The organism is Nocardiopsis sp. KDC1DS13DA1 (genome assembly GCF_055632325.1).
On record NZ_JBVMUY010000004.1, the window covers coordinates 326,998 to 340,872 of the forward strand.

The window sequence follows — 13,875 nt, forward strand, 5'->3', positions numbered from 1 at the left end:
GTCTCCCGGGCCGTGCGGGGCCGCCGCGCGGCCCGGGCGGACGAGGGTCAGGGCGTGCCGTGGCCGTCGGCGGCGGCCAGGGCCGCGCCGACGATCCCCGCCGTGTTGAGGAGGGTGGCCGGGACGATCGGGGTGCGCAGGTCCAGCAGCGGCAGGAACCGGTCGGCCTTGCGGCTGACCCCGCCGCCGACCACGATCAGGTCCGGCCACAGCAGGTCCTCGACCACCCGGTAGTACCGCTGGAGCCGCTGCTGCGCCCACTCCTCGTAGGTCAGGTCGTCGCGTTTGCGCGCGGCCGAGGAGGCGCGGGTCTCGGCGTCCTCGCCGTCGATCTCCAGGTGGCCGAACTCGGTGTTGGGCACCAGGCGGCCGTCGACGATGAGGGCGGTGCCGATCCCGGTGCCCAGGGTGGTCAGCAGGACCACGCCGGGGACGTTGCGCGCGGCGCCGAAGCGGGCCTCGGCGACGGCGGCGGCGTCGGCGTCGTTGAGGATGCCCGCCGGCCGTCCGGTGGCCGTGGAGAACAGGGCTCGGGCGTCGGTGCCGACCCAGTCGCCGTCCAGGTTGGCGGCGGTGCGCACCACCCCGTTCTGGACGATGCCGGGGAAGGTGACGCCGAGGGGGCCGTCGGCGGCCTCCGGGAAGTGGGAGACGATCTCGCCCACGACCTCGGCGACGTGTTCGGGGTCGGAGGGGTCGGGGGTGGGCAGCTTCAGGCGTTCGGCGGTGAACTCGCCGGTCGTCAGGTCGACGGGCGCTCCCTTGATGCCGCTGCCGCCGATGTCGATTCCCAAGCCGATGTTCGGCTGTGACATGGGTCGTGGTCTCCTGTGGTGCCGTGGTCGTGGCGGGCCGCCGTGCGGGCCCGCTCCGCCGATACTGCCGTGTGGGGCGGGCGGACCGGAAGTCCCGGGCGGGTCGGGCGGGGCGCTCGCGTGGTCGGGGCGGTCCCGGGGGGCCGATACTCTGGGCGACTGCCCGACCAAACGCGACGTGGGAAGACGAGAGCGACGTTGACCGGTATCCATGGCCGCCGCGGCCCCTTCACCGACGGCGACACCGTGCAGTTGACCGACCCCAAGGGTCGCATGCACACGATCACGCTGACCGAGGGTGGCGCCTTCCACTCGCACAAGGGCAAGGTCGACCACGCCGACCTCATCGGGCAGCCCGAGGGCAGTGTGGTGCGGTCCAACACCGGTACGGCGTACGTGGCGCTGCGTCCGCTGCTGATCGACTACACGCTGTCGATGAAGCGGGGGGCGACGATCGTCTACCCCAAGGACGCCGCGCAGGTGCTGGTGGAGGCGGACATCTTCCCGGGGGCCCGGGTGGTCGAGGCCGGGGCCGGGTCGGGCGCCATGTCGAACTGGCTGCTGCGCGCGGTCGGCGAGCACGGCATGGTGCACTCCTACGAGCGCCGCGCCGACTTCGCCGAGATCGCCCGCAAGAACGTCGAGCGGTTCCACGGGGGGCCGCACCCGGCGTGGCGGCTGACCGTCGGCGACCTGGTCGAGTCGTTGGACGAGACGGACGTGGACCGGGTCTTCCTGGACATGCTGGCGCCGTGGGAGTGCCTGGACGCGGTGGCGCGGGCACTGATCCCGGGCGGCCTGGTGTGCTGCTACGTGGCCACCACCACGCAGCTCTCCCGGGTGGTGGAGGAGCTGCGTGAGGATCCCCGGTTCTACGAGCCGCGGTCGTGGGAGACCATGCTGCGCACCTGGCACGTGGAGGGGCTGGCGGTGCGTCCGGACCACCGGATGATCGGTCACACCGGGTTCCTGGTGACGGCGCGTCGCCTGGCCGACGGCGCGGAGGCGCCCGAGCGGCGCCGCCGTCCGGCCAAGGGCGCCTACGGCAAGGACTACGAGGCGGCCCGGGCGGCCGGGCGGACGCCCGGGGCGGAGCCGGGTGCCGACGCGGCCGGGTCCGCCCCGGCGCGGGAGGCCGGGGAGTCGACGCAGGACTGAGCGGACCGGTGCCGTGCGGCACCGGTTGGTCGCGGGCCCGCCCGCGCGTCCACGGGGCGCGCGGGCGGGCCCGTTCGTGTTCCGGGGGGTTCCGGCGGGCCCGGTGACGTGGGCCGGGAGCCCCCGGCGCGGTGGCGGAGCCGTGGTCCGCGGTCGACTCGGAGGTTACTTTCTCATTACGTCGGGTCATCCGCTACCACTGTGACCTGCTGATACGCAAGGTCGATAAATGAGGTCTTCGACACTCCCCGAACGTGGGAGGTTAGGAAATGGGCAGGGGTAGGTAGGCTCCCGAGTAGTCGTCCTTCTCATAGGGAGGTGGCGGACGTGGCCGAGCGCGACGACGAGCGTCAGAGCGACCGGGACCGTGAAGTCGCTGAACTCACGGCTCAGGTCTCCTACATGGAAAAGGAACTCAGCGTGGTTCGGCGTAAGCTCGCCGATTCGCCCCGACATGTACGCCTGCTTGAGGAGCGGTTGAGGGAGGCACAGGCCAACCTCGCCGCGGCCAACGGGCAGAACGAACGACTCGTCTCCACGCTCAAGGAGGCCCGGGAACAGATCGTCGCCCTGAAGGAGGAGGTCGACCGACTGGCCCAGCCGCCGTCCGGGTTCGGCGTCTACCTGGGGTCGCGTGAGGACGAGACCGTCGAGATCTTCACCAACGGCCGCAAGATGCGGGTCAACGTGAGCCCCTCGGTGGATCTGGACGCGTTGCGTCCGGGTCAGGAGGTCATGCTCAACGAGGCGTTCAACGTCGTCGAGGTGGAGTCCTTCGAGACCGTCGGCGAGGTCGTCATGCTCAAGGAGCTGTTGGAGGACGGCGAACGGGCGCTGGTGATCTCGCACCACGACGAGGAGCGGATCGTTCGGTTGGCGGACCCGCTGCGCGACGAACCGGTGCGGCCGGGGGACTCGCTGCTGCTGGAGCCGCGGTCGGGGTACGTGTACGAGCGGATACCCAAGTCCGAGGTCGAGGAGCTCATCCTCGAGGAGGTCCCGGACATCGCCTACACCGACATCGGCGGCCTGTCGGGGCAGATCGAGATGATCCGCGACGCGGTCGAGCTGCCCTACCTGCACAAGGACCTGTTCTACGAGCACCAGCTGCGCCCGCCCAAGGGCGTGCTGCTGTACGGTCCTCCCGGGTGCGGCAAGACGCTCATCGCCAAGGCGGTGGCCAACTCGCTGGCCAAACAGGTGGCCGAGCGGACCGGCCGTGACGTCGGTAAGAGTTTCTTCCTCAACATCAAGGGCCCGGAGCTGCTCAACAAGTACGTGGGTGAGACCGAGCGGCACATCCGCCTGGTCTTCCAGCGTGCGAGGGAGAAGGCCTCCGAGGGCACGCCGGTGATCGTGTTCTTCGACGAGATGGACTCGATCTTCCGGACGCGCGGTTCGGGTGTGTCCTCCGACGTGGAGAACACGATCGTGCCCCAGCTGCTGAGTGAGATCGACGGTGTCGAGGGCCTGGAGAACGTCATCGTCATCGGTGCCTCCAACCGGGAGGACATGATCGACCCGGCGATCCTGCGGCCCGGCCGACTGGACGTCAAGATCAAGATCGAGCGGCCGGACGCGGAGGCGGCCCGCGACATCTTCGGCAAGTACATCACTCCGGACCTGCCCCTGCACGACGAGGACACGGCCGAGCACGGTGGTTCGGCCAGGGCCACGGTGGACGCGATGATCCAGCGGGTCGTGGAGCGGATGTACACCGAGGGCGAGGAGAACCGGTTCCTGGAGGTCACCTACGCCAACGGGGACAAGGAGGTCCTGTACTTCAAGGACTTCAACTCCGGCGCGATGATCGAGAACATCGTCTCGCGGGCCAAGAAGATGGCCATCAAGGACTTCATCGACAACCAGTCCAAGGGCATCCGGGTGTCGCACCTGATGCAGGCCTGCGTCGACGAGTTCAGCGAGAACGAGGACCTGCCCAACACCACCAACCCCGATGACTGGGCCCGGATCTCCGGTAAGAAGGGTGAGCGGATCGTCTACATCCGCACCCTGGTGACCGGGAAGAAGGGCGCCGACGCCGGGCGCAGCATCGACACGGTGGCCAACACGGGCCAGTACCTGTAACAACGCGTCCCCCGGGACGTGTGGCGGGGCCGACCGGATGTTCCGGTCGGCCCCTTCGCGTCCCGGTTGTCTCCGGGCCCCGTGTTAGCAGGGTGTTAACACTTTGTGGGGGCCCGTGTGGGCTGACGAGCTGGCCCCCACAACCTCGTGATGATCACCGAAAGTAGCCACCAAGGGTTGAGGTGGTCCCAGGATTCGGCAGGAATCCGGTGAGCTCCTCGAAGTTGAGCGGGCCCCTCACGTCCGGTGTCCGCTGGTCTATGCTCCCCGGGGAACACCAGCGACAGAACTGACCCCTCCATGACCGACCACCTCCAGGTGTCCACTGCGACCGAGACCCGCGAGCAGGCGGTGGAACTGGCGAAATCCCTCGTAACGGCCAAACTCGCGGCGGGTGCGCAGATCGTAGGGCCGGTGACCTCGGTGGTCTGGCACCTGGGCGAGTTTGGTACCGGCCAGGAGTGGCAGCTCCTCCTGAAAGCGCGCGCCGACCGGTACCCGCAGATTCAGGCACACCTGATTGAGCACCACCCGTGGACGAACCCGGAGGTCGTCGCGACCGCGATCGTGGGAGGCTCCCCGGACTACCTGCGGTGGATCGGGACCACCACGGCTCCCGACCGGACCTGGGTGTACTGACCTGAGAGGTTAGGCACGCGGGAGGCCGGAGGGCCGCAGTTGAGCGGTGGTGGGGCTGGTCTGGAAGCGTTCGGCGGCCCGGCGCAGCGGCCAGCCGTCCTCGACCACGCAGCGGGCCAGTCCCAGCACACCGGTGACCTCGGGCAGGCTGCGGTGGTGGGGGCGAGTCGGTCGAGCACTGACGTGAGTCCTTGGCGGGACCCACGCGTTCTCGCTGATAGGCCAGGAGCCGTCCCCCGTGGTTCCACAACGGACGGATACTTGGCCAACCGATGAGGATGTATCAAGTTTCACGTTCCCATGACAGCGTGGTTTTCCGACTTTTTTGCCACTGATTCGGCGTGCCTGTCGTCCACTTTTCCTCATGTCTTCGAGAAGTTCTATCTAGTGCCATGCGGAAAAGTAGTGAATACAATACTGTCGGTAACGAAACAGACTCGTTGCGTGACATTTCGATGTGCGGTGAAGTGTGAGGTGCCACCAGCAGGCACTGCTGCGCGCAGAGTTGATCCCGTGCCCGACAGAACGCACGGTAAGGCTGTCTTCGGCCAGTAGGCGGCCGGATCAGCGCGGGCAGACCAGGTGCGGACGTTCCGCACCGTCAACGAAAGGGGCAGTTCAGATGAAGAAGACCTTCGCTCGAGTTCTCGTCGCTGGTTTCGTCGTTCCGGCCGTGGCCCTCACCGCTCCGTCCATTGCGTTGGCCGACTACGACTACGACCACAAGCCCCCGAAGAAGAACGAGCTCTCGATCAAGGACAACGTGTTGAAGGACAAGACCATCGAGGTCGGGAGCACCAACATCAACGTCAACGAACTCACCAACGTGCAGGGGCAGCACCAGGATCAGGAGCAGGAACAGGAACAGGAGCAGGAACAGGAGCAGGAGCAGGAGCAGGAACAGGAGCAGGAACAGGAGCAGGAGCAGGAGCAGGAACAGGAGCAGGAGCATGAGGAGGGGTCGTCCAGGCCGCGCTAGCGCTGGTGTCCGGCAACCGGCTGTCAGTGGATACCAGGGGGTCGAACAGAGCACGCGGCACAGGGCGGCCGTCGTCGGCTCTAGCCGCCGGTGTGTGGTGTCCATGACCGACCAACGCCGGAGGTGCTGTGAGGGGCCACCCGGATCCGGGTGGCCCCTTGTCCGTTCCGTTCCACAAGCTCAGCGGGGCGCGCGAGGCAAACCGTCCCGCGACCGAAAGGAATCCCAGATGAAGAAGGCCCTCACCCGCGTCATCATCACCGGTTTCGCCGCTCCGGCGCTGGCCCTTGGTCCACTGTCGATCGCCGCTGTGGCCGCTGCCGACACCCACTACGACGCGACGGGGAGCGGCTCGGGGCCGCACGGCGCGGGCGAGTTCTGTGTCTCGTCGAGCGCGGGTGCGGGCCACCACGGCTCTGGCTGCGGCAATGGCGGGGGCCGGCCCCACCAGGACCCCCGGCCCGTCGTCAACGTCCATGTCCACAATCACTTGGACGTGGACAACACCAACGTCAACGTCAACGACCTGGACAACACGCAGGGGCAGGCACAGAACCAGGCGCAGCCCGAGGACGACGGGCATGAGATCACCACGCAGCAGGTCACAAGGTAGAGGTCGAGTACCGAGAGGCGGCCACGGGCCGGAGGGCACCGGCTCCGACGGCGGACGGTCGGACGGCGCCCTGCCGGTAACGCCACCTGAACTCACGGAACCCCGGCGGCCCGGTGGTGGTCCTACCAAAGTGGTGGGGATGTTCCTTCGCGTGGTGTAACTTCACAAGCTCACGAAGTGGCAGCGCCTGGCCCAGGTCCGGTTTCGTTGGGGCCCTGTCGGCGGCCCGGGTTCGCTCAGGTGAGCCGGTGGTGCGAGCATCTGACGGGGCGTTGACCCTGTCCGGCTTCGGTCACGGGTCCAGGGTGCGGGTGCGGTTACTCTGGAGAGGTCGCGACATGGAACCGGCTCCCGCCAACTGGTCTGGCGGGGGTCGGTTTGCTGTTGTCCGGCGACGTCAGCGGGTGGTGCGCACCGAGGTCAGGAGCGCGGCCCACTCGTGGGCGGGCACGTCGAGGTGCCCCAGCTCGCGGTTCTGGGTGTCCCGAATGCCCGTGACCGCCCCCTCCGCGACCTCCACGCAGTGTTTCGTGCCGGGTGTGATGGAGGCTCTGGCATGTACCGGCTTCGGTGGAGCCGAGTTTCCGGATTCTCAGGCCACGGTGCTCGGTAGTCTCTTCTCGAACTCTACGGGTGTTCACCGGCCGGTTCGCCGCCCCCAACACGCCGCTGGGGCGGGTGTTCGCGTCCCTGCCCGCGTCGGTATCCGGCGGGTTGCCCGTCCAGGTGGCATCCACACCCGCCTACCCACACGCCCATAACGTTGGGCGCGTCCCCCGTTTCACCGACCACACCATCCCCCTGGGCGAACACCCCGGCGTCGGCACGACGATCCCCTTGGGTGAGTTGGCGGTCACCGCGGACTGGGGGCGCCTGTACCTGGTGTGGAAGAACAGGGTGGTCGAACCCGCCGCGTTCCACGCCCTGGCGTTGGAGAAGCAACCTCCCGTGATGGCCCAGTTCCTCGTCAATGTCGCACGCGGGTCGCTGACCCCCTTCCTGGAACTCGACTGGGGTCCTGCCCGCGAGTTGCCCTACCTGCCCCAGGTGCCGCGCGGCCGGTCGCTCCTGGCCACCAGCCGGTGGCGGTTGACCTTGGCGGATCTGCCCGCACAGGACGCCCCGGCCGGTCGGCCGAGCGGGGCTTGTGCAAGAGGGGATGTCCGGTGTGGGCTTCTGGATGATTCTCGAAACCTCACACGCAGGACGGTCACTCTGTGTAGCATCAAAGGTACTGTTGGTTCTTCTGGAGAGTTGAGCATGGCTTACCACGGCATTGAGACGGGCAGGCCCTACTACCTGATCCACGCAGGAGCGGGTATTGAGGCAGAAATCTCCAACCGCTGGGAATGGCTCAGGTTGCCCGAAGAGCGTGGAAGTCACGGGAAGGCCGTCATCTTCCATCAGCAAGGCGACGGCTACGTCATCGAGCAGACCAAACCCTACTGGGACAACTACATGTTCTGGCAGGCAGCCCAAGGCGGGATCTGCCTCAACCAAGTGAACGAATCCAGCCAATGGTTCGCCAACCCCGGTGAGAACGGGGGGTTCACTCTCAGCACCGAGGACGGCCTGTACGTGCGTTCCTGCTCCGGTATACGGCAATGGTTCACGATCGGTGACGGTCACGATGACCCTAGGTACGGCCGAGCCGAGGGCAAAAATATCGAGTTCACCCTGGTATCGGCCTAAACCAGGGCGAGTTGACTGCGGCGATCGCCGCGATGACCGCCGAGATCGTGGACAGTGGCAAGGCGTACCGCCGTGTCTCTAGGCTGCGGATACGGTCTCGTGGTCGGCGAGGCATTCGGTGTGCTGCTCCTGGCGTGCCAGGGCAGCACGCCCTGCCTGGCCACGCAGATCGGCGCGGTGGTGCGTGAGACCGCCGGACAGGTGGGCGCCCGACTGCTGTTGGCACTGGCAACACGGATCTCCAGGAACACCGCGCTGCGCTCCTTGATGCGCCTGCCGTTACCGATACGCCCGGTGCCGCGCGTGCTGAGGGTGGACGACTTCGCGCTGCGCAAGGGCCGCCGGTATGCCACCGCGCTCACCGACGCGGTGACCAACGCCTGTATCGACGTCCTGCCCGATCGCACAGGCGACATCTTGGAGGCATGATCGCGTGAGCGCCCGGGATCCAGGTCGTGGTGCGCGACGGCTCCGCCTCCTACGCCGGAGCCGTTCGCCGGACCCTGCCCGATCCCATCCAGGTCGCCGACCGGTGGCACCTGTGGCGCAACCTGTCCGAGGTCGTGCGCAAGGAGGTCGCCTCCCAGAGTGACCGCTGGGCCAAGGCCGGACCACCCCTGGAGGTTCCAACCGTCTCCTCACTCCGGACGACGTAGCCCCCTACCTCAGCGTTCCCAAGAAGACCATCGACGACCGGTGGCGCGAGTGGGGGCTGAGAGGTATCAAGGTCGGCCGCCACCTGCGTTTCCGTGAGCGCAACGTCGAGGACTTCCTGAACAGGAACGTGCTCTGATGGCAACGGTCGCCAAGCGCTGCGAGTGCGCCAACGGAGTGAACGACAAGAGGAAGCGTGACCGGATCTGGTCGAAGTGCCCTCACACGGTCACCGTCTACTGGCGTAACGGTGGCCGCGGATCGCGTCTTCAGACCGCGACCTTGAAGAAGAAGGAGTACGACGCAGACCACTGGGGCGCAGCCAATCGCTGGGCCAAGAAGGTCGAGGGTGCGCGTGCCGTTGAGGAGGTCGTCAAGGCCCCGAACCGCAAGCAGCGCCCCTTCAAGGAAGCGGTCGAAACCTTCCTCGCCCACCGGACCGGCTCGGAGAGCACGACCGCCCACTACGGGTACAGCCTCCGCAACCACGTGTACGACTTCCACGTGGACGGGGTCCGCTTCGGAGACCTGGGAGAGGTCGAGGTCAGCCGCGAGCACGTGAAGGCACTGGTCAAGCACTGCGCAGGTAGATTCGCCCCCAACACCGTCGCGACCATCTACATCGCGGTATCCGCGGTCTTCGCTGAACTGCGCGAGAGCAAGGTGATCGAGACCAGCCCCTGCGTCAACGTGGCGCTGCCCGACCACGTGGAATCGCGCGTGTTCGTCTCCCCGACTCTGGAACAGTCGGACATCCTGGCAAGCCGCCTGCACGGGCCGTGGCAGCTCTCGGTGTACTGCGGCCACGCGGCAGGAATGCGCATCGGAGAAGCGCTGGCCGTCCGCATGAACCAGTTGGTCGAAGGAAACGAGGGATACGTCCTGCGCATCAACCGCCAGGTGCTCAAGGCGAACACGCTGGCGCCCCTCAAGCACCGGAAGCCGGAAGAGTTCCGAGAGGTTCCCGTGGCCGACTTCCTGTACGAGAAGATCATCAACCACGCCGAGGCGTACTCGATCGGCGAGGACGGGTTCCTCTGCCCGGGCAAGTCGGCACCCCAACCCCACCGGCCCACCTACTATGAGGGCTTCCGGGACGGGGTGGGAGCGGCGGAGCTACCGGAGGAGTTCGTCTTCCACTGGCTGCGGCACGACTTCGCGGCACAGTGCATCCGGGACAAGACGCCCCTCCCCCAGCTAGATCGTTGATGGGGGTTTGGTGTCCTGGTCAGTGGTCGTAAGCGATCAACGACCGCTTGACCGGGGGACCGATCAGCCAGTTGTGCCAGATCGCGGCGTTGAGCGCGCAGATGCGCTGACACACCCTGGCCCACAGCCCTTCGGTAGTGCGGGCGTTGTGCCGCTCCAGTCCGAGCTGGTTCTTCAGCGTCCAGATCACCGCCTCGATCCCGGCTCCGGCGAAGCCCTTGTCGCACACGATCGGGCACGGGCCGGGCGCGAGGGTCTGGACGTGGGCCAGGTGCAAGGCCTGCTTGCGCTCGTCCAGTTCCTTGGGATGGGCCAGGCTGAACGCGGCGACGGCCCCGTCAGCGGTGGTGACGAGCATGAGCTTGGCACCCCAGTAGAACGCGTGGTGGGACTTGTCCATGCCGTACCCGGCGATCTCGCCCAGGCCCGAGCGGTTGACGGTGACACGGGAGGCGCCGCAGCGCACCGGGGTGCCGTCCATCAAACGCAGCCTGTCCCACCACCCGGGGGTGGCCCGGGTCAGCCACATCGCCGCCGTGAGCAGGGCCGGGGCCGCCTCGCGTAGGTGACGGTTGTACTCGGACTGGCCGGGCAGGCGGGGGAACAGGTGGCCGATACGGGCGGGCGCGGCGCGCATCCAGTGACGTTCGGAGTCATGGCGCAGCAGGACCTGGGCCACCGCGACGCAGACGAGTTCGGCGTCGGTGAGCAGCCGGTTCGGGCCGCGTTTGACGGGTTGTTCACGCGAAGGCAGGACGTGGTCGTCCAGGTGGACGTAGAGTGCGGTCAGAAGGGCGTCAAGGTCAGTCTTCACACACCGATCCTCGACGCCCTTCGCCATGGGCGCAGGAGGTTCAGAAAACCCCCATCAACGATCTAGGTCGTGCCGTTCGCCTCGTCCAGGAAGTCGGCGGTCACCTCGGCGAGCGCGCGGTGGGCCTCGGCGTCGCTGATCTCGGACGCGCCGTCGCCCGGTTGGGGCCCGTAGGCGCCGAACTGGGCGTGGTTCATGCCGGAGATGGTGGGGGTGGTGGCGTCAGGGGGAAGGTACCGCCGGTTCGCCGCGGTGTCGGCGGGGTCGGACAGGCCGTCGCGCCCGCCGGAGACCGAGAGCACGCGCAGGTCCTCGCGCTGGGCGAGCTCCGCTCCCTCGGTGGCGTAGGACCCCCACAGGATGACACCGGCCAGCGCCCCCCGCGGTTCGCCTCCCGCGTAGAAGGCGGCCATGGCCCCGCCCATGGAGTGCCCGCCCACGTACCACCGCTCGACGGTGCCGTCGTCGCCGATCAGCTCCCCCGCGCGTCCCTGGCCGAACAGGGCCAGGTTCAGCGGCATGTCGGGGATGACGACGCGTACGCCGCTGCGCGCGACGACAGGCGCCCAGGCCGCCGCGTAGGCCTCCGGCTCCACCCGCGCCCCCGGGTAGAACACCACCCCCACGCGTGCCGGGCTGTCGGCCGGAGCCACGACGGTGGCGTCCGCACCGACCTCCACCCGCACGTTCGGTGTCCGCTCCGCGTCGGCGAGCGGTGCGGGCTCGGCGGGGAAGGAGTCCTGGGCCCACACGACGAACCCGCCGGCGGCCACGGCACAGACCAGCGCGGTGACCACGGCCGCGACGCCGATCCAGCGCAACGCGCGGCGGCCCCTCACGCGGACACCTTCCGGTGTGCGGCGCGGATGACCACGGCAGACGTCTTGGTGAGCATGGGAACGACGCTACATCCCGCCTCCCCGGCGCGCGTTCCGGGCCGGGCGAACTCCGGTGCGCTGGTCCGCGCGCCGGGGCGGTCTGGTCCGGAGAGCGGCGCCGCCGAGCGTGAAACGCCCGGGAAGAAGGCACTTGGGCCACAATTGGCGTGGAAGCGTTCAAGACGGGGCCCTGGCGGATAACCTCTCATCATGAGTGTGCGGCGGATTATGGGTATCGAGACCGAGTACGGGATCTCCGTGCCAGGCAACCCCGGGGCCAACGCGATGGTGACCTCCACCCAGGTGGTCAACGCCTACCTGGCCGCCTCGGCGGCGCGGGCGCGGCGCGCCCGGTGGGACTTCGAGGAGGAGAACCCGCTGCGGGACGCGCGCGGGTTCGACCTGGCGCGGGAGGTGGCCGACCCGACGCAGCTCACCGACGAGGACTTGGGGTTGGCCAACGTCATCCTCACCAACGGCGCCCGGCTGTACGTCGACCACGCCCACCCCGAGTACTCGGCGCCCGAGGTCACCAACCCGCGTGACGCGGTGCTGTGGGACAAGGCCGGGGAGCGGGTGATGGCGGACGCGGCGGCCCGGGCGGGCGCGACGCCGGGGATCGACCCGATCCAGCTGTACAAGAACAACACCGACAACAAGGGCGCCTCCTACGGGTGCCACGAGAACTACCTGATGGACCGGTCGACGCCGTTCGGTGACATCGTGCGCCACCTGATCCCGTTCTTCGTGTCGCGGCAGGTGGTGTGCGGCGCGGGCAAGGTCGGTATCGGGGCGGACGGTCAGCGGACGGGTTTCCAGCTCTCCCAGCGCGCGGACTTCTTCGAGGTCGAGGTGGGGCTGGAGACGACGTTGAAGCGTCCCATCATCAACACACGGGACGAGCCGCACGCGGACCCGGACCGGTACCGGCGGCTGCACGTCATCATCGGTGACGCCAACATGAGCGAGATCTCCACGTACCTGAAGCTGGGGACGACGGCGCTGGTGCTGGCGATGGTGGAGGACCGGTTCATCAGTGTGGACCTGTCGCTGGAGACCCCGGTGGCCGATCTGCGGGCGATCTCGCACGACCCGGGGCTGACGCACCGGGTGCGCCTGCGCGACGGGCGGCGGATGACGGCTCTGGAGCTGCAGGCGGAGTACCTGGACCAGGCGCGCAAGTACGTGGAGGACCGGTTCGGGACGGACGTGGACCCGGACACGGCCGACGTCCTGGACCGCTGGGAGTCGGTGCTGAACCGTCTGGGCAACGACCCGATGGACCTGGCCACGGAGCTGGACTGGGTGGCCAAGCTCAAGGTGTTGGAGGGGTACCGGTCCCGGGACGGGCTGGACTGGTCGCACCCGCGGCTCCAGCTGGTGGATCTGCAGTACTCGGACGTGCGTGCGGACAAGGGCATCTACAACCGGCTCGTGGCGCGCGGGCGGATGCAGCGGTTGCTGGAGGAGCCCGAGGTGACGCGGGCGATCACGGAGCCGCCGGACGACACGCGGGCGTACTTCCGGGGCCGGTGCCTGGCCAAGTACGCGGACGAGGTGGCGGCGGCCTCGTGGGACTCGGTGATCTTCGACCTGCCGGGGTACGACTCGCTCCAGCGGGTGCCCACGTTGGAGCCCCGCCGGGGCACCAAGGAGCATGTGGGCGCGCTGCTGGACAACGCGCCCACGGCCGCCGACCTGGTCGCCGTCCTCAGCGGTGGCGGGCGAGGCTGATCCGGGGCGGCCTCGGCGTGGTCGGGGACGTCCTCGTGGCGGTCGCCCGCCGGGAGCGTTCCGGTGCGCTCGAACATGGGGATCGACGTGCCCTCGGCCGACTCCGGCCGTTGCTCCGTCCCCCGGGGCACCGCGAACAGGTCGGCGCGACGCCGCTGGAGTGGCTGTGCTCCGAGCGCGCCCTGTCGTCTGATCGAACGGGGCGCTACGCGCCTGGAGGCGGTCGCCCGGACGGGCGGTCCGGGCACGACGGGCCACCCGTGTGCCGTGGTGCGCGCCTGCACGGGGTGAGTCCGTCCGTGCAGGCGCGCGCGGTTCGGGCCGGGGCGGGGGACGGTCAGCCCTCGGCGGCGCCGAGGGCGCGCGGGTGGCACTCGGCGCAGTCGGATCTGCACGCCGGGCCGTAGTTGTTCATCGACATCGACTGGCAGCGTGCGCACACCAGGCGTTTCCCGCCGGGTGGGACGTGGCGCCACTCGTGTCGGCCCCGTCGGCAGATGCCGGACGGGCCGATCGTCGTCTCCTCGCGCGTGGGCATGGTGGAACGGTAGCCGAGGTGGGTGCGCCGACACCAGCGCGTCCCCGGGAGCGGCGGCCGGTTC

At 68.5% G+C, this 13,875-nt stretch carries 16 protein-coding genes; 11 read left to right on the plus strand and 5 right to left on the minus strand.

Annotated elements, in window-relative coordinates; all coding sequences use genetic code 11:
* Positions 1–47 precede the first annotated feature (47 nt).
* Entirely contained in the window at positions 48–815 is a 768-nt protein-coding gene (gene ppgK / locus ACTVAJ_RS03325) for a polyphosphate--glucose phosphotransferase (protein WP_470386515.1), read from the minus strand.
* Between the two features lie 198 nt (positions 816–1,013).
* On the opposite strand from ppgK, the gene ACTVAJ_RS03330 reads away from it, so the two are divergent.
* From ACTVAJ_RS03330 to ACTVAJ_RS03350, 5 genes are all read left to right on the plus strand, one after another.
* Entirely contained in the window at positions 1,014–1,973 is a 960-nt protein-coding gene (locus ACTVAJ_RS03330; protein ID WP_470386516.1) for a tRNA (adenine-N1)-methyltransferase, read from the plus strand.
* 318 nt (positions 1,974–2,291) lie between these two features.
* Positions 2,292–4,061: a proteasome ATPase gene (gene arc / locus ACTVAJ_RS03335; RefSeq protein ID WP_470386517.1), complete on the plus strand. Its 1,770-nt coding sequence runs from the start codon at positions 2,292–2,294 to the stop codon at positions 4,059–4,061.
* A 300-nt stretch (positions 4,062–4,361) separates the two neighbouring features.
* Positions 4,362–4,700 carry a divalent-cation tolerance protein CutA gene (gene cutA, locus ACTVAJ_RS03340; RefSeq protein ID WP_470386518.1) on the plus strand — a complete coding sequence of 113 codons (339 nt, stop codon included), beginning with the start codon at positions 4,362–4,364 and terminating at the stop codon, positions 4,698–4,700.
* Between the two features lie 622 nt (positions 4,701–5,322).
* Positions 5,323–5,679, plus strand: a complete 357-nt coding sequence (locus ACTVAJ_RS03345; protein ID WP_470386519.1) for a hypothetical protein — start codon at positions 5,323–5,325, stop codon at positions 5,677–5,679.
* A 229-nt stretch (positions 5,680–5,908) separates the two neighbouring features.
* Positions 5,909–6,292, plus strand: a complete 384-nt coding sequence (locus ACTVAJ_RS03350) for a hypothetical protein (RefSeq protein ID WP_470386520.1) — start codon at positions 5,909–5,911, stop codon at positions 6,290–6,292.
* 397 nt (positions 6,293–6,689) lie between these two features.
* Here ACTVAJ_RS03350 and ACTVAJ_RS03355 read toward each other — a convergent pair whose 3' ends face one another.
* Positions 6,690–6,836 (minus strand): DUF397 domain-containing protein, encoded by a 147-nt coding sequence (locus tag ACTVAJ_RS03355; protein ID WP_470386602.1) that lies wholly within the window; start codon positions 6,834–6,836, stop codon positions 6,690–6,692.
* Between the two features lie 26 nt (positions 6,837–6,862).
* On the opposite strand from ACTVAJ_RS03355, the gene ACTVAJ_RS03360 reads away from it, so the two are divergent.
* The 5 genes from ACTVAJ_RS03360 (at position 6,863) to ACTVAJ_RS03380 (ending at position 9,847) form a co-directional block, all read left to right on the plus strand.
* Positions 6,863–7,984 carry a lantibiotic dehydratase gene (locus ACTVAJ_RS03360; protein WP_470386521.1) on the plus strand — a complete coding sequence of 374 codons (1,122 nt, stop codon included), beginning with the start codon at positions 6,863–6,865 and terminating at the stop codon, positions 7,982–7,984.
* Positions 7,985–8,056: 72 nt separating this feature from the next.
* A complete protein-coding gene (locus ACTVAJ_RS03365; protein WP_470386522.1) occupies positions 8,057–8,413 on the plus strand; it encodes a hypothetical protein in 357 nt (118 codons plus the stop codon).
* A gap of 26 nt (positions 8,414–8,439) precedes the next feature.
* Positions 8,440–8,640: a hypothetical protein gene (locus tag ACTVAJ_RS03370; protein ID WP_470386523.1), complete on the plus strand. Its 201-nt coding sequence runs from the start codon at positions 8,440–8,442 to the stop codon at positions 8,638–8,640.
* Between the two features lie 29 nt (positions 8,641–8,669).
* Positions 8,670–8,777, plus strand: coding sequence for a hypothetical protein (locus ACTVAJ_RS03375; RefSeq protein WP_470386603.1), 108 nt, complete (start codon positions 8,670–8,672; stop codon positions 8,775–8,777).
* Positions 8,777–9,847, plus strand: a complete 1,071-nt coding sequence (locus ACTVAJ_RS03380; protein WP_470386524.1) for a tyrosine-type recombinase/integrase — start codon at positions 8,777–8,779, stop codon at positions 9,845–9,847. The genes ACTVAJ_RS03375 and ACTVAJ_RS03380 overlap by 1 nt, the downstream gene beginning before the upstream one ends.
* Before the next feature lie 19 nt (positions 9,848–9,866).
* Here ACTVAJ_RS03380 and ACTVAJ_RS03385 read toward each other — a convergent pair whose 3' ends face one another.
* Entirely contained in the window at positions 9,867–10,661 is a 795-nt protein-coding gene (locus tag ACTVAJ_RS03385; protein WP_470386525.1) for a transposase family protein, read from the minus strand.
* A 62-nt stretch (positions 10,662–10,723) separates the two neighbouring features.
* Entirely contained in the window at positions 10,724–11,500 is a 777-nt protein-coding gene (locus ACTVAJ_RS03390; protein ID WP_470386526.1) for an alpha/beta hydrolase, read from the minus strand.
* A gap of 249 nt (positions 11,501–11,749) precedes the next feature.
* On the opposite strand from ACTVAJ_RS03390, the gene dop reads away from it, so the two are divergent.
* Entirely contained in the window at positions 11,750–13,273 is a 1,524-nt protein-coding gene (dop, locus tag ACTVAJ_RS03395) for a depupylase/deamidase Dop (protein ID WP_470386527.1), read from the plus strand.
* 337 nt (positions 13,274–13,610) lie between these two features.
* On the opposite strand, the gene ACTVAJ_RS03400 is transcribed toward dop, so the two are convergent.
* Positions 13,611–13,811: a hypothetical protein gene (locus ACTVAJ_RS03400; protein ID WP_470386528.1), complete on the minus strand. Its 201-nt coding sequence runs from the start codon at positions 13,809–13,811 to the stop codon at positions 13,611–13,613.
* Positions 13,812–13,875: the final 64 nt, after the last annotated feature.